At 66.1% G+C, this 22491-nt stretch carries 28 protein-coding genes and 1 tRNA gene; 9 read left to right on the top strand and 20 right to left on the bottom strand.

Annotation, left to right across the window (positions count from 1 at the left end; all coding sequences use genetic code 11):
- Window positions 1-16: 16 nt before the first annotated feature.
- Entirely contained in the window at window positions 17-1501 is a 1485-nt protein-coding gene (locus E3U25_RS18630; RefSeq protein WP_036749994.1) for an AMP nucleosidase, read from the bottom strand.
- 97 nt (window positions 1502-1598) lie between these two features.
- Here E3U25_RS18630 and E3U25_RS18635 point away from each other — a divergent pair, with 97 nt between their 5' ends.
- Window positions 1599-2585 carry an LLM class flavin-dependent oxidoreductase gene (locus tag E3U25_RS18635; RefSeq protein WP_116222420.1) on the top strand — a complete coding sequence of 329 codons (987 nt, stop codon included), beginning with the start codon at window positions 1599-1601 and terminating at the stop codon, window positions 2583-2585.
- Entirely contained in the window at window positions 2582-3445 is an 864-nt protein-coding gene (locus tag E3U25_RS18640) for an SDR family oxidoreductase (protein WP_116221917.1), read from the top strand. Before E3U25_RS18635 ends, E3U25_RS18640 begins: the two co-directional genes overlap by 4 nt.
- Window positions 3446-3604: 159 nt before the next feature.
- On the opposite strand, the gene E3U25_RS18645 is transcribed toward E3U25_RS18640, so the two are convergent.
- The 8 genes from E3U25_RS18645 to dapF all read right to left on the bottom strand — a co-directional run bounded on the left by E3U25_RS18645 (window position 3605) and on the right by dapF (window position 11451).
- Complete coding sequence (locus tag E3U25_RS18645; protein WP_240540305.1) at window positions 3605-4237, bottom strand: COG3650 family protein; 633 nt, start codon at window positions 4235-4237, stop codon at window positions 3605-3607.
- 18 nt (window positions 4238-4255) lie between these two features.
- The gene (locus E3U25_RS18650; RefSeq protein ID WP_140846807.1) at window positions 4256-5179 is read right to left on the bottom strand and encodes a restriction endonuclease; all 924 of its coding nucleotides are present in this window, start codon (window positions 5177-5179) and stop codon (window positions 4256-4258) included.
- Window positions 5176-7104 carry a 1-deoxy-D-xylulose-5-phosphate synthase gene (gene dxs, locus E3U25_RS18655; RefSeq protein ID WP_072463712.1) on the bottom strand — a complete coding sequence of 643 codons (1929 nt, stop codon included), beginning with the start codon at window positions 7102-7104 and terminating at the stop codon, window positions 5176-5178. The genes E3U25_RS18650 and dxs overlap by 4 nt, the downstream gene beginning before the upstream one ends.
- A gap of 25 nt (window positions 7105-7129) precedes the next feature.
- Window positions 7130-7993: a polyprenyl synthetase family protein gene (locus E3U25_RS18660; RefSeq protein ID WP_036749984.1), complete on the bottom strand. Its 864-nt coding sequence runs from the start codon at window positions 7991-7993 to the stop codon at window positions 7130-7132.
- Window positions 7993-8229 carry an exodeoxyribonuclease VII small subunit gene (locus E3U25_RS18665; protein ID WP_036749981.1) on the bottom strand — a complete coding sequence of 79 codons (237 nt, stop codon included), beginning with the start codon at window positions 8227-8229 and terminating at the stop codon, window positions 7993-7995. The genes E3U25_RS18660 and E3U25_RS18665 overlap by 1 nt, the downstream gene beginning before the upstream one ends.
- A complete protein-coding gene (locus tag E3U25_RS18670) occupies window positions 8226-9143 on the bottom strand; it encodes a histone deacetylase family protein (RefSeq protein ID WP_116221915.1) in 918 nt (305 codons plus the stop codon). The genes E3U25_RS18665 and E3U25_RS18670 overlap by 4 nt, the downstream gene beginning before the upstream one ends.
- 221 nt (window positions 9144-9364) lie before the next feature.
- Window positions 9365-10618, bottom strand: coding sequence for a tRNA (N(6)-L-threonylcarbamoyladenosine(37)-C(2))-methylthiotransferase MtaB (gene mtaB / locus E3U25_RS18675; RefSeq protein ID WP_116222419.1), 1254 nt, complete (start codon window positions 10616-10618; stop codon window positions 9365-9367).
- 5 nt (window positions 10619-10623) lie between these two features.
- Complete coding sequence (gene dapF, locus E3U25_RS18680) at window positions 10624-11451, bottom strand: diaminopimelate epimerase (RefSeq protein ID WP_036749975.1); 828 nt, start codon at window positions 11449-11451, stop codon at window positions 10624-10626.
- A gap of 96 nt (window positions 11452-11547) precedes the next feature.
- Between dapF and E3U25_RS18685 the strand changes: the two genes are divergently transcribed.
- A tRNA-Lys gene (locus tag E3U25_RS18685) sits at window positions 11548-11623 on the top strand.
- Between the two features lie 118 nt (window positions 11624-11741).
- Here the strand turns inward: E3U25_RS18685 and E3U25_RS25105 are convergent.
- Entirely contained in the window at window positions 11742-11900 is a 159-nt protein-coding gene (locus E3U25_RS25105) for a sunset domain-containing protein (protein ID WP_483428621.1), read from the bottom strand.
- 335 nt (window positions 11901-12235) lie between these two features.
- Between E3U25_RS25105 and E3U25_RS18690 the strand changes: the two genes are divergently transcribed.
- Entirely contained in the window at window positions 12236-12607 is a 372-nt protein-coding gene (locus tag E3U25_RS18690; RefSeq protein WP_114535201.1) for a hypothetical protein, read from the top strand.
- A 63-nt stretch (window positions 12608-12670) separates the two neighbouring features.
- Complete coding sequence (locus E3U25_RS18695; protein WP_116221914.1) at window positions 12671-12871, top strand: hypothetical protein; 201 nt, start codon at window positions 12671-12673, stop codon at window positions 12869-12871.
- 57 nt (window positions 12872-12928) lie between these two features.
- Here the strand turns inward: E3U25_RS18695 and E3U25_RS18700 are convergent, their stop codons facing one another.
- The 5 genes from E3U25_RS18700 to E3U25_RS18720 all read right to left on the bottom strand — a co-directional run bounded on the left by E3U25_RS18700 (window position 12929) and on the right by E3U25_RS18720 (window position 15255).
- The gene (locus tag E3U25_RS18700; protein WP_281029286.1) at window positions 12929-13249 is read right to left on the bottom strand and encodes a DUF983 domain-containing protein; all 321 of its coding nucleotides are present in this window, start codon (window positions 13247-13249) and stop codon (window positions 12929-12931) included.
- A gap of 237 nt (window positions 13250-13486) precedes the next feature.
- On the bottom strand, window positions 13487-13879 hold the full coding sequence (locus E3U25_RS18705) for a hypothetical protein (RefSeq protein WP_116221912.1): 393 nt from the start codon (window positions 13877-13879) through the stop codon (window positions 13487-13489).
- 241 nt (window positions 13880-14120) lie between these two features.
- Entirely contained in the window at window positions 14121-14651 is a 531-nt protein-coding gene (locus E3U25_RS18710) for a hypothetical protein (RefSeq protein WP_116221911.1), read from the bottom strand.
- Window positions 14652-14926: 275 nt separating this feature from the next.
- Window positions 14927-15100 carry a hypothetical protein gene (locus E3U25_RS18715; RefSeq protein ID WP_166435525.1) on the bottom strand — a complete coding sequence of 58 codons (174 nt, stop codon included), beginning with the start codon at window positions 15098-15100 and terminating at the stop codon, window positions 14927-14929.
- Window positions 15097-15255 (bottom strand): hypothetical protein, encoded by a 159-nt coding sequence (locus E3U25_RS18720; protein ID WP_166435524.1) that lies wholly within the window; start codon window positions 15253-15255, stop codon window positions 15097-15099. Before E3U25_RS18720 ends, E3U25_RS18715 begins: the two co-directional genes overlap by 4 nt.
- 400 nt (window positions 15256-15655) lie before the next feature.
- Between E3U25_RS18720 and E3U25_RS18725 the strand changes: the two genes are divergently transcribed.
- Window positions 15656-16039, top strand: a complete 384-nt coding sequence (locus E3U25_RS18725; RefSeq protein ID WP_116221910.1) for a DoxX family protein — start codon at window positions 15656-15658, stop codon at window positions 16037-16039.
- Between the two features lie 201 nt (window positions 16040-16240).
- On the opposite strand, the gene E3U25_RS18730 is transcribed toward E3U25_RS18725, so the two are convergent.
- The 5 genes from E3U25_RS18730 to E3U25_RS18750 form a co-directional block, all read right to left on the bottom strand.
- Window positions 16241-16531 carry a HigA family addiction module antitoxin gene (locus E3U25_RS18730; RefSeq protein WP_116221909.1) on the bottom strand — a complete coding sequence of 97 codons (291 nt, stop codon included), beginning with the start codon at window positions 16529-16531 and terminating at the stop codon, window positions 16241-16243.
- Window positions 16532-16542: 11 nt separating this feature from the next.
- Complete coding sequence (locus E3U25_RS18735; protein ID WP_116221908.1) at window positions 16543-16824, bottom strand: type II toxin-antitoxin system RelE/ParE family toxin; 282 nt, start codon at window positions 16822-16824, stop codon at window positions 16543-16545.
- 317 nt (window positions 16825-17141) lie between these two features.
- The gene (gene istB / locus E3U25_RS18740) at window positions 17142-17897 is read right to left on the bottom strand and encodes an IS21-like element ISPve1 family helper ATPase IstB (RefSeq protein WP_116220987.1); all 756 of its coding nucleotides are present in this window, start codon (window positions 17895-17897) and stop codon (window positions 17142-17144) included.
- Window positions 17894-19390, bottom strand: a complete 1497-nt coding sequence (gene istA / locus E3U25_RS18745) for an IS21-like element ISPve1 family transposase (RefSeq protein ID WP_116220988.1) — start codon at window positions 19388-19390, stop codon at window positions 17894-17896. The genes istB and istA overlap by 4 nt, the downstream gene beginning before the upstream one ends.
- Window positions 19391-19487: 97 nt before the next feature.
- Window positions 19488-20195 (bottom strand): hypothetical protein, encoded by a 708-nt coding sequence (locus E3U25_RS18750; RefSeq protein WP_116221907.1) that lies wholly within the window; start codon window positions 20193-20195, stop codon window positions 19488-19490.
- Between the two features lie 161 nt (window positions 20196-20356).
- Between E3U25_RS18750 and E3U25_RS18755 the strand changes: the two genes are divergently transcribed.
- The 3 genes from E3U25_RS18755 (at window position 20357) to E3U25_RS18765 (ending at window position 22490) form a co-directional block, all read left to right on the top strand.
- A complete protein-coding gene (locus E3U25_RS18755) occupies window positions 20357-20677 on the top strand; it encodes a helix-turn-helix domain-containing protein (RefSeq protein WP_116222418.1) in 321 nt (106 codons plus the stop codon).
- Window positions 20674-21594, top strand: a complete 921-nt coding sequence (locus E3U25_RS18760; RefSeq protein WP_116221906.1) for an ImmA/IrrE family metallo-endopeptidase — start codon at window positions 20674-20676, stop codon at window positions 21592-21594. Before E3U25_RS18755 ends, E3U25_RS18760 begins: the two co-directional genes overlap by 4 nt.
- A gap of 359 nt (window positions 21595-21953) precedes the next feature.
- Window positions 21954-22490, top strand: coding sequence for a DUF2924 domain-containing protein (locus E3U25_RS18765; protein WP_276330418.1), 537 nt, complete (start codon window positions 21954-21956; stop codon window positions 22488-22490).
- The last annotated feature ends 1 nt before the right edge of the window (window position 22491 follow it).

Here is a 22491-nt window from a genome sequence, read left to right on the forward strand (position 1 = left end):
CGCCAAGGGCCCTATTCTAGAGAAAGGCGGTCTCGTTGAACGAGCGCAACTTGCGCGAGTGGATGCGCTCCAACGGCGTCTCGCGCAGCTTTTCCATGGCCCGGATGCCGATCAGCAGGTGGTTCGCGACCTGGGTGCGATAGAAATCCGTGGCCATGCCGGGCAGCTTCAACTCGCCGTGCAGCGGCTTGTCGCTGACGCACAGGAGCGTGCCATAGGGCACGCGAAAGCGGAACCCGTTCGCGGCGATGGTGGCGCTTTCCATGTCCAGCGCGATGGCGCGCGATTGCGACAGCCGCTGCACCGGGCCGGACTGGTCGCGCAATTCCCAGTTGCGGTTGTCGATGGTGGCCACCGTGCCGGTGCGCATGATGCGCTTGAGCTCATAGCCCTCCAGCTGCGTGACCTCGGCCACCGCCTCTTGCAGGGCGACCTGCACCTCGGCCAGGGCCGGGATCGGCACCCAGACCGGCAGGTCGTCGTCCAGCACGTGATCCTCGCGCAGATAGGCATGGGCCAGGACGAAATCGCCCAGGCTCTGGCTGTTGCGCAGCCCGGCGCAATGGCCGACCATCAGCCAGGCATGCGGGCGCAGCACGGCGATATGGTCGGTCGCGGTCTTGGCGTTCGAGGGGCCGACGCCGATATTGACCAGGGTGATGCCGTCGCCGTCCGCGCGCTTGAGGTGATAGGCCGGCATCTGCGGCATCTTGGCGCCGGTGGCGATGATGTCCTCGGGGCGTTCCAGGACCTGGTTGCCCGGCGCGACGAACTCGGTATAGCCCGAATGCGGATCGGCCAGCGCCCGGCGGGCGAAAAGCTCGAACTCGTCCACGTAGAACTGGTAGTTCGTGAACATCACGAAATTCTGGAAATGCTCGGGCAGGGTCGCGGTGTAATGCGCCAGCCGCGCCAGCGAGTAGTCGACGCGCTGCGCGGTAAAGGGCGACAGCGGATGGCTGCCGTCCGGGTTCGGCCCGGCGGTGCCGTTGACGATGTCGTCGTTCATCGTGTTCAGGTCCGGCACGTCGAAGACGTCGCGCAGCGAATAGTCCAGCACGCCTTCCTGCGGCACGTTCAGGTCGCTTTGCGTGGCCACGGCGAAATGCACCGGCATCGGCGTGCCGCTTTCGCCGATCGCCACCGGCACGCCGTGGTTGCGCATCAAAAGCCCGATCTGCTCGGTCAGGTAGCCGCGGAACAGGTCCGGCCTGGTGATCGAGGTCGAATAGGTGCCCGGCAGCGCGACATGGCCGAAGGACAGCCGCGAATCCGTCTTGGAATGGATCGGCACCGTCATGCGCAGTTCCGGGTAGAAGGCGCGATAGCGCGCCGCCGGCCGGCCGCCCTTCAGCGTGGCAAGGAAATGGTCCAGCAGGAAATGCGAGGCGCGCTCGTAAAGCTCGACCAGCCGGGCGACGGCGGCGGCCGGGTCGTCGAAATAGACGCGCTCGGCGGGCTCGGGCGTCTCGATGGGAAGTCTCCGGCTGTCGGTCAACATGCGCGCTCTCCAGTTTCGGCGGAGAGTGCCAGCGCGGCGGCGGGCTGGCAAGCCGGCACCGGACGCCTTATCTGGGGAAGGCAAAGGAGTGATGCGCATGGAATTTTCCATTCTCGATCTGGCGGTGGTGGCCGAGGGCTCGGACGCGCGCCGGGCCATCGCCAATTCCGTGGCATTGGCGCAAGCCGCCGAGGGCTGGGGCTACAGCCGCTTCTGGCTGGCCGAACATCACAACATGCCGGGCATCGCCAGTGCCGCCACCTCGGTGCTGATCGGCCATGTGGCGGACCATACCCGGACGATCCGCGTCGGCGCCGGCGGCGTCATGCTGCCCAACCACGCGCCCCTGGCCATCGCCGAACAGTTCGGCACGCTGGCGACGATCCACGGGCCGCGCATCGACCTGGGCTTGGGCCGCGCGCCGGGCGGCGACGGGGCGGTGATGCATGCGCTGCGCCGGTCCCTGCAGGGCAACCAGGATTTTCCGAACGACGTGGTCGAGCTCATGCACTATCTCGGCCCGCCCCGCCCCGGCGTCCCGGTCGCGGCCCATCCGGGCCAGGGCACGAATGTCCCGGTCTGGATCCTCGGCTCGTCGCTTTACGGCGCGAGCCTCGCCTCGGCGCTTGGCCTGCCCTATGCCTTCGCCAGCCATTTCGCCCCCGGCGACCTCGAGGACGCGCTGCGGCTTTACCGCGAGCGGTTCCAGCCCACCGAGTTTGGCCAGGCGCCGCGCTTCATGCTGGCGGTGAACGTCATCGTCGCCGACAGCGACGCCGAGGCGCAGCGGCTGCGCAGCAGCCAGCAGATCAGCTTCGCCCGGCTGCGGCTGGGCATGCCGGGCCTGCTGCCGCCCCCGGTCGACGACGTGCTTGAGGCGATCCCGGTGCGCATCCTGCCCACGGTCAACGCCGCGCTGGCGGTCAGCGCCGTCGGCAGCCCCGATACCGTCGCCGCCGAACTGGACCGGCTGATCGCCCGCCACCAGCCCGACGAGCTGATCCTGGTCGGCAATATCTACGACCAGGGCGCGCGGCACCGCTCCTTCGCCATGGCGGCCGAGATCCTGCGGGCGCGCGCATGACGAGGATGCTGGTTTTCGGCCACGGCTATTCCGCCGGCTTCCTGACGCCCCTGCTGCTGGCCGAGGGCTGGCATGTCACCGGCACCACCCGCGCCGCCACCGATCGCGTGGCGCAGGCCGGCGCCCAGCCGCTGCGCTGGCCGGGGCAAGAGGATGACGTGCGCCGCGCCATCGCCCAGGCCGACGCGATCCTGGTCTCGGTCGGGCCGGAACAGGGCGCGGACCCGGTCATGGCCGCCTTCGGGGCCGAGATCGCGGCGGCGCGGCCGGGCTGGCTGGGCTATCTTTCCACCACCGGCGTCTATGGCGACCGGGAGGGCGGCTGGGTGGACGAGGACACGCCCTGCACCCCCTCGACCCGGCGCGGGCGCGAGCGGGTCGCGGCCGAGCAGGGCTGGCAGCGGCTCGCCGCCGAACACGGCCTGCCGCTGCACATCTTTCGCCTGGCCGGGATCTATGGGCCGGGGCGCGGCCCCTTTGCCAAGGTCAGGGCGGGCACGGCGCGGCGCATCGTCAAGCCCGGCCAGGTCTTCTCGCGTATCCATGCCGAGGACATCGCCCAGGTGCTGCTGGCCTCGATCCACGCGCCGCGGCCGGGCGCGATCTACAATGTCTGCGACGACGACCCGGCCCCGCCCGAGGCGGTGATCGGCCATGCCGCGGAGCTGTTGGGCCTGCCCCTGCCCCCTGCCGAGGATTACGCGAGCGCCGAGATGACCCCCATGGCGCGCAGCTTCTATGCCGAGAACAAGCGCGTCGCCAACGACCGCATCAAGCGCGAGCTGGGCGTGACCCTGCGCTATCCCGACTATCGCGCCGGGCTGGCCGCACTGGCCCGCGCCGAGGGGATCGAGGCCTAGCAGGCTGCTGAAAAAGTATTTTGAGAGGGCGACGCAGCGGAAATCGTTCTGGATCCAGCTGATATTGGCCCGAAAATAGGGTGTTTTCGGCAAATTTGAGGCGGATTTCCCAGTTCCCCGCCCGCGCTGTCCTGTCGCAAGGACTTTTTCAGCAGCCTGCTAGGGCGCGATCGAGCAGCAGCCCGTCAGCATGCGCGAGGGCTGCTCCTGCCCGTCCAGGATCACCGCGACGGCCAGGGCATAGCTGCGGTCCGACATGCCGTCCGAACATTGCTCGGGCCGCAGGAAGGCGGTCAGCCGGCCCTTGTCGTCGCCGGCGATGATGCCGCGCGTGGGCTCGCCCTCGATGCCGCGATCCATGACCTTGCGCAGCGAAAGCTGGCGCTCGGGCTGGTCGGGCTCGCTGAAGACCAGCCCCTTCTGCACGGTCTTGACCGACCAGAAGGGCTCGGTCCCGCTGCAATGCAGCGCCAGCGGCAGCTCGGCCGGTTTCCACACCGTCGCCTGCGGCTTGAGAAAGCGCAGCGCGACCCAGCCCGTGGTCTCGCCCACGTTCACCCGGCCCCATTTGCCGCTGGCGTCGCGGGAAAGCAGTTCCACGCCCTTGGCGGTCGAGGCGAGCCGGCCGATGACCTTGGCCTTGCCGTCCGGCGCCTCGCGCACGTTCAGCGTGTCCCAGGTCTCGACCACGGTGACGTCGAACAGGTTGGGCAGATGATCCTGCGCCTGCACCGCCAGGGGCGCGGCAAGGGCAAGGCCGGTCAGAAGGATACGCAGAATCTGCTTGCTCATGGTAAGCGTCGCCTCCGGTCAGTCCACATCAAAGAAGTTAGCGTCAATCGAGCGCAGCACATAGGTCTTGTCGATCCTGACGCCGACGCCATGGTCTATCATCAGCCGGGCCAGCCGGGCACCGTCGATCAGGACCACGCGCTGCTGCACGCGGCGCACATACTCCCGCGCCTCGCGCGAAAAGGACGAGGTGGTCACGAACACGCCCTTCGTGGCGCTTTCGCCGGTCATCGAGCCGATGAAGGCCTGTAATGCCGGGCGCCCGACGACATTGTCCAGGCCGTAGCGCTTGGCCTGGATATAGACGGCGTCAAGGCCCAGCTTGTCCTCGTTGACCACGCCGTCGATGCCACCGTCGCCGGATTTTCCGATGGCCTGCCCCATCTCGGTCCGACCGTCGCCATAGCCCATGGCCAGCAGAAGCTCGACGATCAGCCATTCGAAACGGGCAGGGGTCAGCGCCAGAACCTGTTCGAGCAGGTCGTCGGCCAGAGCGGTGTCGAGTTGAGAATAGGCAAACTCGATCAGTTCAGATGGAGTCTGTGCTTCCTCGGCAACCTCGACAGTTTGGGCAGCAGAAGAGGTTGCGGTCCGGCCCTTTCGTTTGGCCCGCCACGCGATATATGGAGGCAGCCCTTGAACATATTTCCTATCGAAGGATCTACCCGACGCAACCAGTTCACGACCGGTTGGGGTAATCACATTATGACCACGCTCGACTTTTTCTGTTAACCCGGCTTGTTGCAACCAGAGCATTGCCCAATCCGCCCGATCAAAGACGCGCGTGCGGCCTCCGCTGGGGATGAGTTCAGCCATCTGCTCATCGTTCAGGGAAAAATGCCGTTGCAGACCCGGCAAGCATTCACGCGCATTCCGCGCGCCATCGGCCAACAAGCGTAAACATACAGGCAGCATATCGCTGCTTGACGGAATTTCGCTCACGCCCGCTTTTCCCCGATCCGGGCCACGCCCAGGACGTCCAGCACCTTGGCCTCGATGTCGGGGGCGGACATGCGGGCGTCGCGATACATGGCCTCGGGGCTGGCGTGGTCGATGAACGTGTCGGGCAGCACCATCTGGCGGAAGCGCAGCCCGCCGTCGAAGACGCCCTCGTCCGCAAGCAACTGCGCGACCAGGCTGCCGAAGCCGCCGACCGCGCCCTCCTCGATGGTGATCAGCGCCTCATGCGTGCGGGCCAGGCGCAGGATCAACGCGCGGTCCAGCGGCTTGGCGAAGCGGGCATCGACCACCGTGGGCGAGATCCCGCGCGCAGAAAGCGCCTCGCGCGCGCGCATGACCTCGGCAAGCCGGGTGCCAAAGGACAGGATGGCGACGCGCTTGCCCTCGGCGACGACCCGGCCCTTGCCGATCTCCAGCACCTCGCCGCGCTCGGGCATCTCGACGCCGGTGCCCTCGCCGCGCGGATAGCGGAAGGCGATGGGGCCTTCGTCATGGGCAGCGGCGGTGGCGACCATATGCACCAGTTCCGCCTCGTCCGCGGCGGCCATCACCACCATGCCGGGCAGGTTCGCCAGGAAGGCGATGTCATAGGCGCCGGCATGGGTGGCGCCATCGGCCCCGACCAGACCGGCGCGGTCGATGGCAAAGCGCACCGGCAGGCGCTGGATCGCCACGTCATGCACCACCTGGTCGTAGCCGCGCTGCAGGAAGGTCGAATAAAGCGCGCAGAAGGGCTTCATCCCCCCCGCCGCCAGCCCGGCCGAGAAGGTCACGGCATGCTGTTCGGCAATGCCCACGTCGAAGCAGCGGCGCGGGAAACGCTCGGCCATCAGGTTCAGCCCGGTGCCGTCCGGCATGGCGGCGGTGACGGCGACGATTCGGGCGTCGCGGCTGGCCTGATCGACCAGCGCGCGGGCGAAGACCGAGGTATAGCTGGGCGCGTTCGACTTGGCCTTGGCCTGCGTCCCGGTCTCGACATCGAATTTCGCCGTGGCATGGCCCTTGTCGGCGGCGCGCTCGGCCGGGGCATAGCCCTTGCCCTTGCGGGTCACGACATGCAGCAGCACCGGCCCCGTCGCCCGCGCCTTGACCGTGCGCAGAAGCGGCAGAAGCTGGTCGAGGTCATGGCCGTCGACCGGGCCGATATAGGAAAAACCCAGTTCCTCGAACAGCGTGCCGCCGACGGCCATGCCCTTGAGCATCTCCTTGGCGCGGCGCGCGCCCTCTTGCAGGCTGGGCGGCAGGAAGCCCACGGCGCCCTTGGCCACGGCCTTCAAGTCCTGGAACGGCCCCTCGGCGTAAAGCCGGGTCAGATAGCGCGACAGCGCCCCGGTCGGGGGCGCGATGGACATCTCGTTGTCGTTCAGCACCACGAAGAGCCGCTTGCCCAGGTCGCCGGCGTTGTTCAGCGCCTCGAAGGCCATGCCCGCGCTCATCGCGCCGTCGCCGATCACCGCGATGGCATCGCCCGGATCGCCGCCCAGCTCGCGCGCCATGGCAAAGCCCAGCGCCGCGCTGATCGAGGTCGAGCTGTGCCCGGCCCCGAAAGGATCATAGGCGCTTTCCGACCGCTTGGTGAAACCGGAAAGCCCGCCCTCCATCCGCAGGGTGCGGATGCGGTCGCGCCGCCCGGTCAGGATCTTGTGCGGATAGCATTGATGCCCCACGTCCCAGATGATCTTGTCGCGCGGCGCGTCGAAGACCGCGTGCAGCGCCACGGTCAGTTCGACCACGCCCAGGCCCGCGCCCAGATGGCCGCCGGTCACGGAAACCGCGCTGACCGTCTCGGCCCGCAGCTCGTCGGCAAGCTGGCGCAGCTCGCGATCGGTCAGATCCTTGAGGTCGGACGGCAGATGCACCCGGTCCAGGATCGGCGTCGCGGGGCGGTCGGAAGTCTCATGGGTCATGGCTTGCCCCTCTCCGGGCGGGCTGTCAGGCGTCGCGTTCGATAACGAAACGCGCGAGCTGCCGCAAGTTTCCTGCGCCCTCGCCATAGGCATCCAGGGCGGTTTCGGCGTCGCGGACCAGCGCGCGCGCCTTGTCCCGCGCGCCCTCCAGCCCCAAGAGCGAGACGAAGGTCGCCTTGTTCGCGGCCCCGTCCTTGCCGGTGCGCTTGCCGGTCTCGGCCTCGCTGCCGGTCACGTCGAGGATGTCGTCCTGGATCTGGAAGGCCAGGCCCAGGTTGCGGGCATAGTCCGCCAGCGGGCCGGGATCCTTGCCGGCCATGACCGCGCCGGCGGTGGCGGCGAACTGGATCAGCGCCCCGGTCTTGGCCTGCTGCAGCCGCGTGATGGCGGCAAGGTCCAGCGGCGCGGCGGCGGTCTCGGCGGCGATGTCCAGCGCCTGGCCCCAGACCATGCCGCGCCCGCCCGCCGCCTCCGAAAGGCCCCGCACCAGCGCCAGCCGGGCCTCGGGCGGCCCGATCTGCGGCTCGGTCAGCAGGCCGAAGGCCAGGCTTTGCAGCGCATCGCCGGCCAGGATCGCGGTCGCCTCGGACCATTGCACATGCACGGTCGGCAGGCCGCGGCGCAGGTCGTCGTCGTCCATCGAGGGCAGGTCGTCATGGACCAGGCTATAGGCATGCAGCGCCTCGACCGCCGCCGCGACCGGCAGCGCAGCCGCGTCGCCCAGGCCGAACAGCCGCGCCGATTCCATGGCCAGGAAGGCGCGGATGCGCTTGCCGCCGGTGCAGGCATAGCGCATGGCATCGGCCAGCTCGCCCGCGGGCAGGCCGGCCATGGCCCCGTCCAGCGCGGCCTGGACCTGCGCCTTCACCTCGCCCAGGCGCTCCTGCATCACAGCCCCTCGGCCGGCGCGGTGCCCTGGGGCTGGCCGTTCGCGGCAAGCGTGATCCTTTCCACCCGCTCCTCGGCCTCGCGCAGGCGCTGGTCGCAATGCGCCCGCAGCAAGGCGCCGCGCTCGTAAAGCTTGATCGATTCCTCCAGCGTGGCCTCGCCATGCTCCAGCCGGCCGACGGTCGCCTCCAGCTCTTTCATCGCATCCTCGAAGGACATGTTCTCGATCTCGGTCACGCCGCAGTCTCCCTCAGCACATCGACATGGGCGCGCGCCGAGCGGCCCAGAGCGGCAAGATCATATCCGCCTTCCAGCGCCGATACCACCGGGGCCGAACAGGCGGCCGCCGTATCGCAGATCATCCGGGTGATGGCGGTGAAATCGGCCTCGTCCCACATCAGCGAGGCCAGCGGGTCCGCGGCATGGGCGTCGAACCCGGCCGAGACCAGCACCAGCTGCGGCCGCCATGCCGCGACCCGGCCGCAGATCGCCGCCCAGGCGGCACGCGCCTCGTCCCCGCCGCTGCCCGGCGCCAGCGCGACATTGACGACCTGGCCATGCGCGCCACGCTCGGCCGGCGCGCCGGTGCCGGGATAAAGCGGCACCTGGTGGGTCGAGGCGAACAGCGCCCGCTTCTCGTCCCACAGCACGTCCTGGGTGCCGTTGCCGTGATGCACGTCGAAATCCAGCACCGCCACCCGGTCCAGCCCATGATGCTCCAGCGCCCGCTTGGCCCCGATCGCGACCGAGGACAGGATGCAGAATCCCATCGCCTTCATGCGCTCGGCATGGTGGCCGGGGGGGCGCATGGCGACGAAGGCATTGGGCGCCTCGCCCGCCAGCACCGCATCCACGGCGGCGCAAACCCCGCCCACGGCATGGCGCGCAGCCTCCAGGCTGCCCGGCGCCAGGTAGGTGTCCGAATCGAGCATGCTCCAGCCCTCGGCCGGCACCTTCCGCCGCAACAGCGCCAGGTATTCGGCCGGATGGGCGCGCAGGATGTCCCGGTCTACCGCCTCGGGCGCCTCGCGCCGCTGCAGGTCGGCCCCCTCCAGCGCCGCCAGCACGGCATCCAGCCGGGCCACCTGCTCGGGATGGCTGGGCGGCGTCACATGCAAAAGCCCCGAGGGATGCGTATAAAGCAAGGTCATCGGCCCAAGGATTATGGACAGCCGCCCCGCCCGGCAAGGAAATGTTCCCGACCTGGCCGAAAATCCCGCCCCCCGGCAGGGCAAATGCCCATCAGGACCGCAATGGCGGCACCCCTCCCCGGCTTCTTCCGTGGACAAATATCCTCGGGGGGAGGCCATCGGCCCCAGGCCGATGGACGGGGGGCAGACAGCCCCCCGGCGACCGCGACGATGGACCGCCCTCAGGCCCTCAGCCGCTGCCCGTCATGGCCGGCGATGCGCACATCCATCAGCGTGCCCTCGGGCATGTCGCGATCAAAGGCAACCTCGGTGAAATGCTCCGTCCGGCCCAGGCGCGGCCCCTCGGTCAGCACCATGCGCGCCGCGCCGACCTCGGCCTCGAGATGCCGGGCCAGCGCCGCATCGCCCGCCGCCCGCAGCCGCGCCGCCCGCTCCCTGATCGCCGGGCCGGGCACGCGCGGCATCCGCGCCGCGGGCGTGCCCTTGCGCGCCGAATAGGGGAACACATGCAGGAATGTCAGCCCGCAATCCTCGACCAGCTTCAGGCTATTGTCGAACATCGCCTCGGTCTCGGTCGGGAAGCCGGCAATGATGTCGGCGCCAAAGACGATGCCGGGCCGCAGCCGCCGCGCCTCCTCGCAAAAGCGGATGGCGTCGTCGCGCAGGTGGCGGCGCTTCATCCGCTTCAGGATCATGTCGTCGCCCGCCTGCAAGGACAGGTGCAGATGCGGCATCAGCCGCGGCTCGGTGGCGATGGCCAGCATCAGGTTCTCGTCCGCCTCGATCGAATCGATCGAGCTGATCCGCAGCCGCGGCAGGTCCGGCACCAGCCGCAGGATGCGCATGACCAGGTCGCCCAGCCGCGGCTGCCCCGGCAGGTCCGCCCCCCAGGAGGTCAGGTCGACCCCGGTCAGCACCACCTCGTTGAAGCCGCGGTCGCGCAGCCGCCGGATCTGGTCCACCACCACCCCGGCCGGCACGGAACGCGAATTGCCGCGGCCATAGGGGATAATGCAGAAGGTGCAGCGATGGTCGCAGCCGTTCTGCACCTGCACATAGGCGCGGTGCCGGCCGAAGCCGTCGATCAGGTGGCCCGCCGTCTCGCGCACGGACATGATGTCGTCGACCTGCACCTTCTCGGTCTCGCCGATCAGATCGGGGGCCTGCATCGCGGCCCAGGTCGCGGGCTGCATCTTTTCATGGTTGCCGATGACCCGGCTGACCTCGGCCATGGCGGCAAAGGTCTCGGGCTCGGTCTGCGCCGCGCAGCCGGTGACGATGACCGGGGCGCCGGGATTTTCCCGCGCCAGCCGGCGGATCTCCTGCCGGGCCTTGCGCACCGCCTCGGCCGTCACCGCGCAGGTGTTCACGATCACCGCGCCCTGCAGCCCGGCGGCCTCGGCCATCTCGCGCATGGCCTCGGTCTCGTAGGCGTTCAGCCGGCAGCCGAGGGTCGCGAAAACCGGGGGCTTCATGTCCTTCATCCGCGCCAGACCCCGTCGAAGACATGCGCGGTCGGGCCGGTCATCCAGACCCCGTCCTCGCGCCAGTCGATCTCCAGCACGCCGCCCGGCACGTTGACCCTGACCCGCCGCCCGGTCAGCCCGCGCCTTGCGGCGGCGACGACGGCCGCGCAGGAACACGACCCCGAGGCCAGCGTGATGCCGGTGCCGCGCTCCCAGATGCGCAGGATGATCTCGCTGTCCGAGACGACCTGAACGATCTCGACATTCGTCCGCTGCGGATAAAGCGGATGATGCTCATGCGCCGGGCCGAAGCGGTCCAGGTCCACCGCCGCCGCATCGGGCACGAAGAAGGTCATGTGCGGGTTGCCCATGCCGGTCGCCACCGGATCGCCCTCGACGGGCAGGTGCAGCGTATCGACATCCCCGGCCAGCGGGATCCCGGCCCAGTCCAGCACCGGCGCACCCATGTTGACGCGGGTCAGGCGGTTCCCGGCATCCTCGGCCGCAAGCACGGCGTGGTCGGTGGCCAGCCGCAGCGCGGGGGCGCCGGTCTCGTCCATCAGGAAGCGCGCGACGCAGCGCGTGGCATTGCCGCAGGCCGCCGAGACCGAGCCATCGGCGTTGAAGAACACCAGCCGCGCATCGGCATTCTCGCCGGGCAGGATGACGGCAAGCTGGTCAAATCCGACGCCGCGATGGCGATCGGCGATGGCGGCCACGGTCGCGGCATCGGGCAGCGCGCCCGAGCGGCGGCTGTCCACGACGACGAAGTCGTTGCCGAGCCCGTGCATCTTCATGAAGGGCAGAGGGGTGCCCTGACCGAGGTTTTGCTGGTGTTCCATGGCGCTGACATACTCCTGCCGAAAAGATTCTGCCAGAGGCGCGATTTTTCCGCTTGACCCTGTCAGCCGCCGACCGTAGTTAGCCCCCCGTGCGATGGGCCCGTAGCTCAGTTGGTAGAGCAACTGACTTTTAATCAGTGGGTCACAGGTTCGAATCCTGTCGGGCTCACCACTGAACTTCCTTACATGACAAGCGGTTACGAGAAACTGTCTACGAGGCGGTTTGGGCGCTAACACCTCCCTGGGGGACACATGGGGGACAATTCGAAGCCGCTCAGGACGCTCCGAATCTAGCGCCAGCGCGCCGCGCACCACTTGGCCGCAATGGCCTCGGCCTCGTTGCAAAACCAGTGCTCGCCCCTGCTCTCATCGATCCGGGTCTTGGTATGGGCCGGCGACCAGGGCGTGTGATAGATCCGCTCGCCCTTGTTCGAGATGTTGCCCTTGATCGGACAGTCTGCTGGCGCCGCTGCGACAGCCCGCGCCCGGAGGTCGGCGCGATAGTCCCAGGCAGGCTGAGATTCGCTCTGTCAGACACCCCGGCCAGCGGAACGGGCCTGCCGGCGCTGTGCGAGCATTGTCGCACCCGAGCATTTCCATCTTTCTCGACCTGCGATTGTCGCTATTCCGCGATTCTGGGCAATCGGGTCGTCAGAAGGGTTGCCGTGGCTGGCTTTCGCGACGATCAGGAATCGCAACCTGCGGCTATTCGGTTGCCACTCTGCCGGGTGGGGGCAACCCTGAAGCCTTGCGTCCCAGCCGGAATACATGGATCAGTCGGAGCATGACGGACCCACAGGCCCCTGAAACGGCACATCCATCGCATGTGGCAAGGCTGTGGCTGGCCCTGCTGCTGGCCCTGCTGGTCGTTATGTTGCCCGGACCACAGGTCACCGAGGCGGCAGGCCAGTCCCAGAAACTGACCGCGCCGGCCCTGACCCTGGCGGCGATCCACGGGCGCGACCTGATCGCCCGCAAGGATGCGGTGCAGATCCGCCCGCTGGCCGCGACGGCGCTGCCGCCACCAGAGCCCCCGTCTCTTCCGCCGCGCATCGCGGCATCTCTCGCCTATGCCTATCAGCCACAAACCGGTGTCTGTGCCGGCAGGCTTGCCCCCTGCGCCCGTGCACCCCCGTCCCTTCCCATGACCGCCTGACAGCATTCTGCCCCCGGTTCCGGGCTGGCAGATCATGACCCTTGCGTTCACGAAGGACGACAGATGACTTCCCACGAAGATGAACCGGCCACGCGCCGGACACCTTTTGCCGAAAAACCAAAGACCGGCGATGCGCCTGAACCTGCCGAAACACCGCCCACACCCGAACAGCTCCAGTCCGGCAAGGCCGTGCTGCTGAACTGGTGCATCATGCTTGCCGGCTTTGGCGGGATTGCCCTGGCCGCCTATTGGCTGCTCGGCTGACCGGCGGCCGCCCCTGCGGAAACGGGTTCGCGGGGGCTGGCCTTGGCCGGCGCAGGGTCAGGCGCCCCTGTCCTGTTCATGCTTGGCCCACAGGTATCCCACGAACGCGCCCTTCACGAGACGGAGGATGACCAGGGTCAGCACGGTTGTCGCCAGCCCTACCGAGACCAGCAGCGTGACCGGATCCGGCCGATAAAGCCCCCAGGCAAGGCCGATCATCGGGATCAACAGCAGGAGCATGATGGTCATGGTGAAGAAGGCCGGGCCATCGGCCGCCCGATAGAGCCCCAGCGGCTCGCCGCAGGATTCGCACTCCTGCACGATGGTCAGGTATCCCCTGAACAGCCGACCCTTGCCGCAATGCGGGCACCTGCCCATCAGCCCTCTCACCGCCGCTGCCCGCTCGTTCCGTTCCTCTGCCATGGCTGTGCGCGCTCCGATTGCTCCTGTCGAAGGATAACACCATGGGGCGAGGATTGGATGTCGCGACATTCGCGACAAAGGGCGTGTGTGTCGCAGGCGTCGGGAGGAGCATGGCCCTTTGGAATCGCAAACCGCTCCTTCCACTACACAAGGGATGCAGCGGAGGGAGCGGCAAACACGAAGCAGGAGCCCCTATGCGCCAGGAAGCCGCTCAAGCTCGGGGAAGGGCTGCCACTGAATGTCCGAGCGGTCACAGAGGGGGTGATCCAGGCTGCCGCCGGCAATCTTGCCGTCCCGGATCGGGATGCCGATGCTGTGCACCCCCAGATAGCGGCCCGAGACATCCTTGCTGTCGGCACGGACGCAGACGCCTTGCAACCCATCCGGCAAGGTCGCCACGTTGGAAATCTCGGCATCGCGGATCGAGGCGGGGTCATAGATGAGTTCCTTGGCACCAGCCACAATCTCGGACTTCAAGGCGGCGCTGGGCGGCGTGGAGCGCGCGATGATTTCGCTGTAATTGTCCGATGCGGTGCAGGCGGCGAGCAGCAACGGCCCGACGATCAGAATGGCTTTTTTCTGCATGATCCACTTTCCCTTCAACGCTTGGGCCTAGGCTAGGAAGTCCTGAGGTCCCGGACAAGCGATAACACTGGCCGCTGTGCTTTGTGCTTGCCAGAATGGGAGGGTCGACCAGCCCATGGAACAGGGATCGGCCGAGGCATGGCAGATCCGCAGCCCCTGACACGGCGAAGCCCCGCACCATGCGGAGGCTGCCAATGCGCTCTTGTTCACCCCCTTCTGGGTTGGGCCGAGAAATCAGCGGTCAGTCATGCCAGGGCGACGGGCCGGCGCTGCGAGTCCCCGAGGTCGCCAGCACCAGCGGCGGCTCCTTGGGGAAGGAACGGATATCGAACCACTTGAAGCAGGTGCCGTCCGTGTTCACCCGGTCGCCCGAGGCGATGGGGTAGCCGTTCGAGGCATGGCGGATCCGCCCGGCCCGGAAGGCCCGCAGGTCCAGCAGCCACCACAGGTCAAAGCCCGTCCCGGCGGCGTTGGCGTGGCCATAGAACAGCCAGTCGCCCTCGCCGTTCACAATCTTGGCCAGTTCGGTCGGGTTGCCCGAAGGCAGGCGCGAGCGAATGGTGAAGTCATAGGGATAGCGGCCGGCATAGCCGTGGCGCCGCACTCTGGCGGCAATCCGCATGTCGCGCCCATCCAGCATCAGCAGATCGGTGGCATGGCGGGTATCGAGGTAATCCGGCGCGACCCGCAGCAGATGCGCGCCGACGATGCGGCGGATCTCGGGGATGAAACGATCCGACCAGTGCCGGTTGATCGAATAGGCCGTGTCCATGCAGATGCGCCCTCGCGCCGGTTGAAGATGGGATGAAAGAATGGAGGCGCCCGACTGGAGCTGGGGACTTCTGTTTCAACCGATCATTCTGCGGGCCTCGGCCCAGAACTGCGCTTTCTGGTCCCGACACTAGCCCCAAGAGCATCTGCCACGAGACCATTGAGCCTCTGCCGCTCATCCTCACCCTCCTGCGTGAGGGAAATCCCATCTCGCTCATTGGCGACGAAGCTGGATTCGCGCATCTTATTGATGATGGTTCGAGCCATCTTCCGGTCTCAATTGATCCGCCTTGCTATCTCGCTCAGGCTCAGCGGTTGGGGCGACTGGCTGAGAACGAGGTAGACGCGGATCTCCGTCATGCTGATCTGCGTCTCGTCCAGCGCGGTCAGCAGGTCGAGGATGAAGCGGTCGATCCTGTCGTCCGGTATCGTGATGTCTTGCACTATCATGCTGCACCTCCGACGAGCGCGCGGGCTTCGGACAAGATTTCTTCAAGCTTGGCTTCTGCGCGCAGGTCGTCAACGCCGATGCCGGCATATACCACCACCTTCGCTATGGCGTCTTGCGCGTTGGCTGCCGGCAGGTCGATTAGGGCCACTTCCATGGCATGGCGACGTGCGCACAGAGCGCTGAACTCAGCGTCGGTTGCTCATTGACTGGAAGGCTTCCGACCTTGCGGATGCTGCTGCCGTATCACATGACACGCTGCGCTCCTTCGAGAGTGGCCGCACAAAAGCCCTGGACCTGGAGAACGAGGAAGCTATCCGCAAGGCCCTTGAGGCCCGAGGCGTTCAGTTCCTCGAAGGCGGGCAGGTCGCGGTGGGGCCTGGGGTGGCGATGAGAGCTGATGGGTCCGATACGGCTTGAAACCGTGCGGCTCTGCATCGCGGCATTCTCTCGAAGATCAATGCGATTGCTTTGCGCTCCGCCTTTCATCCCGCTTGCATTCTGACGAACGCGACCATCCACTGTCCGCAGCATCAACCCAAAGATGAGGGACGGCAATGACTGGCAAGCTTTCGGCGCTACAGCCCTATGCAATCGGAGCCCTGCGCATCGTCGCCGGGCTGCTCTATTTCGAGCATGGAACCCAAAAGCTGTTCGGCATCCCCATCCCCGGCCCCGAAACCCTCGGCACGCTGCCGCTCGTCTCCGGGCTGCTGGAGGTCATCGGCGGCGCCCTGATCATCCTCGGTCTGTTCACTCGGCCGGTGGCGTTCGTCCTGTCCGGGCACATGGCCTTTGCCTATTGGATGGCGCATGCCCCCAAGAGCGTTTTCCCCGTGGCCAACGGCGGCGATGCAGCCATCCTGTTCTGCTTCGTCTTCCTGTTGCTCGTGACCACCGGCCCCGGAGCGCTGTCCATCGACCGGCTCAAGGGCCGCTGAGAGGCTCTGCTGGAACATCCCGCCTCCGGCACGGTTAGACGCGCCGGAGGACGCAACACCATGACCCAAGGCGGACACAGCCAGACCGCAGCAACCCCTGTCCGCGGGCGGCTCAGACTACGCCCGCGGTGATGACCGCCAGCGCGACGGGCGTCAGCGGCGGGAAGGCGAACACGGCGAGCAGGGTCAGCACAAGCACGCTCACGCCGCTGCCAGCGGCTGGATATCGGCCACGTCTGGATCTGGCGTGTTCGTAATCAGGTCGTAGTTCAGTTGAAGGTTCATCCAGAACTCCACCGAGGTTCCCAGGGCCTTGGCGAGCCGCTGCGCCGTGTCCACGGTCATGGCGGTTTCTTTCTTCACAAGGCGCTCGATGCGGGTGCGGGGCACATGGATATGCCGGGCCAGCTTGCCGGCGCTGATCCCCAAGTCGTCCAGGAATTCTTCCTTCAGGATTTCGCCGGGATGGACCGGCACTTGCAGCATGGTCATGGCGGTTCCTTTCAGTGGTAGTCCACGATTTCGACATTGGCAGGGCCGTTCTGGGTCCAGGTGAAACAGATGCGCCACGGGTCGTTGACCCGGATCGAATGCTGGCCCGCCCTATCGCCCTTGAGGGCTTCCAGCCGGTTCGCCTTGGGCGCCCGCAGGTCGTCCAGGAGGTGAGCCGCTTGCAGCATCGCCACCTTGCGGACGGCGATCTTGGACAGGTTGGCGGGAAAGCCCTTGCCCGGCTTGCCAGCCAGGACTTGCGCGGTCAACTCGCCCCTGATGCTCTGTATCATGCAACGATACGTATCGTGTGATGATACAGACATCAAGATATTCCCTGACACCGAAGCTTCGAAATTCCCCCGGATCCTTTGAAAATGTCTCGCCCTTCCGCTGCCTGCACATCACGCCAACCGTGGGGCAGGATCGGGCAGAGTTCGGAGAGGGATGAAACGATGGAAAGCAACGACAAACGTTGTCAACGGCGGAGTAAAACCCGGCCACGCGGCGGCGCAAAAGTCTGCCAGTTAGCGGCACAAGCACGGAACGTCGGGAGGGCGTAGCCCGACCAGAGTTCCGTGCTTGTGCCGTTGGTATTTTTTGAAAGGGGTCAGCCGGCCTTTCGGGCGCGGCTTTGGGCGAGACGATAGCTCTGGCCATTCATTTCGAGAATGCTGACGTGGTGGGTCAGCCTGTCGAGAAGCGCGCCGGTGAGGCGTTCGGAGCCGAATGTCTCGGTCCATTCGTCAAAAGGCAGATTGCTGGTGATCAGGGTCGATCCGCGCTCGTAGCGTTGCGAGATCAGTTCGAACAGCAGCTCGGCGCCGGTCTTCGACAGCGGCACGAAGCCGAGTTCATCGATGATGAGCAGCTTGTATCCTGCCATCTGCTTCTGGAAGCGCAGCAGGCGGCGCTCGTCGCGGGCCTCCATCATCTCGCTGACCAGGGCCGCGGCGGTGGTGAAGCCGACGGACAGGCCCTTCTGGCAGGCGGCCAGACCAAGGCCGAGCGAGATGTGCGTCTTGCCCGTGCCACTGGGGCCGAGAGCAATAATGTTCTCGCGCCGCTCGATCCATTCGCACCGGGCCAGTTCCAGCACCTGCATCTTGTTGAGCTTCGGGATGGCCGTGAAGTCGAAGCTGTCCAGGCTTTTGACGGCCGGGAACCTGGCGGCCTTGATGCGCCGCTCGACCATCCGCCGTTCCCGGTCGATCAGTTCCAGTTCGACGAGCCGGGCGAGATATCGGACATGGTCCACGCCTTCCGCCGCACATTGCCGGGCCAGTTTCTGGTGTTCTCGCAGGAAGGTCGGCAGTTTCAGCGCCTTGAGGTGATGGGCAAGCAGGATTTCCGGGGCGTCGCTCATGCCACGCCCTCCGCATTGACAGACAGCAGCCGCATGTAGGAGCGGGCCTCGGTCTTCTCGACCGTTGCCCTGGGCAGGTAGGGATAGCAGTCCAGATCCAGCCGGGGTGGCCGGCGCTCCACCCGGCACAACAAGAGATGCTTCACCGCATCGAAGCCGATCGCCCCCATCTGCAGCGCCTGCCTCACGGCCGCATGCAGATCGGCCAGATCGAAGGTTTCCAGAAGCCGCAGGACCTGGACATATTCGCGTCGGCCGTGCCGGTTCATCCGTGCCTCCATCAGCCGGCGCAGGGTGGCGAACTCCTCTGGCAGGTCCCAGTCCTGCAATGGTGCCGCCTGATCCAACGCATTGATCTTCTGCTCGATCAGCGGAAGGTAATGGAGCGGGTCGAAGACGATCTCGTCGCGATCCCAGCACCGGGGATGGCGGGCGATCACTTCGCCCCGGCAGCCGATCACCACCTCATGGATATAGCCCCGGATCCAGACATCCTGATGGCCGTAGGCGACGGGCACCGAGTAATCGTTGGTCTTGTAGCGCACCAGCGATTGCGACGACACGCGGCCGGTCGCCTGATCGCAGGCATCAAAGGGCGCCGCCGGGAGCGGGCGCATCGCGGCGAGATCGCGCTGCAGTCGCTCGCCGATCGTTTCGCTCTCGCCGCGAAGGACATCGTGCTGACGCCGCTTGCAGCGCTCCTCCAGCCAGAGGTTGAATTCTTCCCAACTGGCGAACTCAGGCATCGGCACCATGAAGTTGCGGCGGCAATAGCCCACCAGGCCTTCGACATTGCCTTTGTCGTTCCCCTTGCCAGGGCGGCCATAGCGATCCCGGATCAGGTAATGCGACAGAAACCCGCTGAACAGCGCCGCCCGCTTGCGGGTGCCATCCGGCAGGATCTTCGCCACCAGGCAGCGGTCATTGTCGTAGACGATCGACTGCGGAACCGCCCCAAAAAAGGCAAAGGCATGGACATGACCGTCCACCCAGGCCTCGGCAACCGCCGCCGGATAGGCACGGACGTAGCAGGCGTCGCTATGCGGCAAGTCCAGCACGAAGAAATGCGCCTTCTGTTCGACACCTCCGATCCGAACCATTGCCTCGCCGAAGTCGGCCTGCGCGTGTCCTGGGGGATGCGCCAGCGGCACGAACACCTCCTGGCCCCGCCGCTCACGTTCCCGGATATAATCCTTGATGATCGTGTAGCCGCCGGTGAAACCGCATTCTTCGCGCAGACGGTCAAACACACGCTTCGCCGTATGCCGCTGCTTGCGCGGCATGGTCCGGTCCGCCTCCAGCCAACCCTCGATGATCGGGATGAACGGATCGAGCTTCGGGCGCCTGACCTCGGCCGTCCGCCGGTAGCCCGGAGGAACCGAGAACGTCATCATCTTTGCGACCGTGTCGCGCGATATGTTGAATGTCGTCGCCGCCTGACGCTGGCTCATACCAGCAGCACAGGCCTGACGAACCTTGAGATAGAGTTCCACGCTGTAGATCCTCCCATCCTCCCTGCAGCCGCAGAAAGGGAAAAGGTGGACGACTTTTACGCCGCCCGCAGCAGCACCATGCCGCCGCTAACGTGGACTAATTTCGCACCGCCATTCTCACCACGACCTCGATCACGCCGGTCGCAGCCTCATAGGTCAGCGCCGCCTCGAAGACCGGCTTCACGATCCGACGCGACAGGGTGCTGTTGGCGTCGAATCCCAGCGTGTCCTCGGGACGCCCCTCGCGGTAGACCGCGACCTGGACCAGCTCGCATTCCTCGCCCTCGAGGATCACCCGGTGGCGGTCGAAGATGTCGACATGGACGTTGGGCGTTTCGAACCGTGCGCGGATCGCGGCCGTGAACGCCGCGAGCGAGACCGGGTCTTTCTTCACCGTGAGATCGGGATCGACGCCGAACCCGCTCCACGACCGCCCCCGGCGGCGCTCGTCATTGTAGCGCACCTCTTCGGCCAAGCGGAACCGGTCATTCTCGTTGAGGAAAACCCAGAGCGAGCGGTTGTTGGCCCCCTCGAGCGTATCGAAGACCGCGCGGTTCACGACGACGTTCTGCAACGCGTTCTGGCCGGGCTCATCGGCCAGCGCCGCCACGCGTGCCGCATCAAGGACGACGCGCTGCTTTTCGTCATCGGACATGGCATCGACGGCCTTGATCAGCGGCTCCACCACCTCGGGCTCGGGCTTCGTCCAGTCGATGGGCGCAAGCGAGGTGAACCCGCCAGCAGTGAAGTAATCCTGCAGACGGATCACGGGGGTCTTGCGGAGGAACGCGGCGATGGCGGTCATGAGAGCCCTTTCTTTGGCCGGGGAGGAGGACAGAATCGCGAAAATGCGATACGATGTTGTTCGATATATACCGAACAAATCGCCTCGTCTACTTGCGCGGCACAATTTTGTTCGGCATAGCGAACAAACGTCCTGCAACCACGGAAACCAAGGATGATACGATGACCACGTCCCTCGGCGCGAAGATCAAGCGCCACCGGCAGGAAAAGGGATATTCCCTCGACAAGCTCGCCGAGCTGACCGACTCCAGCAAGAGCTACCTCTGGGAACTCGAGAACCGCGATACGCGAAAACCGTCGGGCGAGAAGCTGACCCGCATCGCCCAAGCTCTGGAGGTCACGACCGATTACCTGCTCGATGACAGCGAGGAGCCCAGCGACGAGGTTCTGAAAGAGGCCTTCTTCCGCAAGTTCAGCAGGCTCGACCCCGAAGACCAACAGAAAATCAACCAGATGATCGACATGTGGGGGAAGAAGGATTGAGCCTGCCGACGACGCCGAAGGGGTGGGCTATCCGCCTGACGCAGATCCTGTCCGTGCATCAGGCGGTGCACGGGCTGCCGCGGTTCCCCATCGATGTGGCCGCGCTCGCGCAGGATTTCTCGCGTCAGGTCTTTCCAGACGCGCCGATCACGATGGTGCAAGGGCTGAAGCTCTCCAAAGGCGTCGAAGGCATGCTGATGCCGCATCCCAGCGGCTCCGGCGAGTGGGGCATTGTCTACAACGAGACCATCCGGTCGTCGGGGCGGCGCAACTTCACGCTGGCGCATGAGCTGGGGCACTACCTCCTGCATCGGCAGGCCAACCCGCGCGGCCTCCAGTGCACCAGCCGCAACATGGCCGATTGGGATGAGGCCCGGAACAGGATCGAGGCGGAGGCGAACACATTCGCCTCCTACCTGCTGATGCCCCTCGACGATTTCCGCTCTCAGATCAAAGGCCGGATCGTCGACATCGACGTGATGACCGAGCTCGCGGATCGCTATGCCGTGTCGCTGACCGCCGCGATCCTGAAATGGATGACCATCACCGACAAGCGCGCGATGATCGTGGTCGGCAAGGAAGGATTCATCGATTGGGCCTGGTCCAGCGAACCGCTGTTGAAGTCCGGGGTTTTCTACAGGGCACGGCAAGAGGTAATCGAATTGCCGCCAGCCTCGCTTGCCGCGCAAGAGGTGGACGGAGATGAAGGGCGCTATGGCTGCCACCATCCGGGCGGCATCTGGCTCGGCTCTGAACCGGTCCATGAGATGACCCTGTTCTCGCCCAGTAATGACCAGATGACGATCTCGCTGCTGCTATACCCCGACCGCGCCCCATCCCGATGGGAGATGGCCGATCTGGAGGAAGAGCCAGTCCTCGACAGCTTCGACAAGTTCATGGACGGCCGGACGGGTTGATTCGCCACAGCCACTCGAGTGAGAGAAGAGCGCAGGGACGTTTCCGCTACGCAGATTTTCGCCACGGCGCGCAGCGACCGCATACGACCGTAACAAACTGATTTACTTGATATTTTTCTGATTTCGCGACACATTTCGCCTATCACAACAGTCGCGAAAACCCGCCATGTCCATTCCCTCCGAAGACCCGGTTTCCGGGCCCAATCCTCTATGCCCTGAACGCATGTCCCCTGATGCTCGGCTTGCCGAGCTGGGGCGCATCCTCGCCGCAGGCGTCATTCGCCTGAATGCCGGGAAGTCCAGTTCTTTATCGCCCGCCGACGGAGACAGTTCCGTCGACTACTCGCCCCGAAAGAGCGGTGGTCGTCGCAGGAAACGCATCCGCATCGGAGGAATTGATGAAGCATCACAGTAAGATAACGCCGCCAAAGCCCGGGCAGGACGCGCGCCTGGACCAGAGCGTCCTGTCGCGCATCGCCGCGCTCAAGGCCATGTCGGTGAAAGAGCTGAAGACCGAATGGGAACGGCTCCTCGGCAGCGCCGCACCGAACAACAGCCGCGCATTTCTTGAGGCCCGCATCGCCTATCGCCTGCAGGAACTGACCTATGGCGGCCCCGACCACGAGACCCGCCGCATGCTGGACCTGCTCGCCGACGAGGTCGAGGGCGTCTCCCGCCGCAAGAACCAGATCGCAGATCCCCGCAATCCGGTGGCAGGCACCCGGCTGATCCGGGAATGGAACGGGGTCGAGCACACCATCACCGTGCTGAAGGACGGTTTTGAGTGGCAGGGCCGCAAGTACAAATCGCTCTCCGGCATCGCGCGGGAAATCACCGGCGTGCGCTGGAACGGCTATCGCTTCTTCGGGCTGCAGGTCCGACCGCGGGAGGTTTGAC

Origin of the sequence: Paracoccus versutus (assembly GCF_029909795.1) — a bacterium.
Taxonomy (GTDB): domain Bacteria; phylum Pseudomonadota; class Alphaproteobacteria; order Rhodobacterales; family Rhodobacteraceae; genus Paracoccus; species Paracoccus versutus.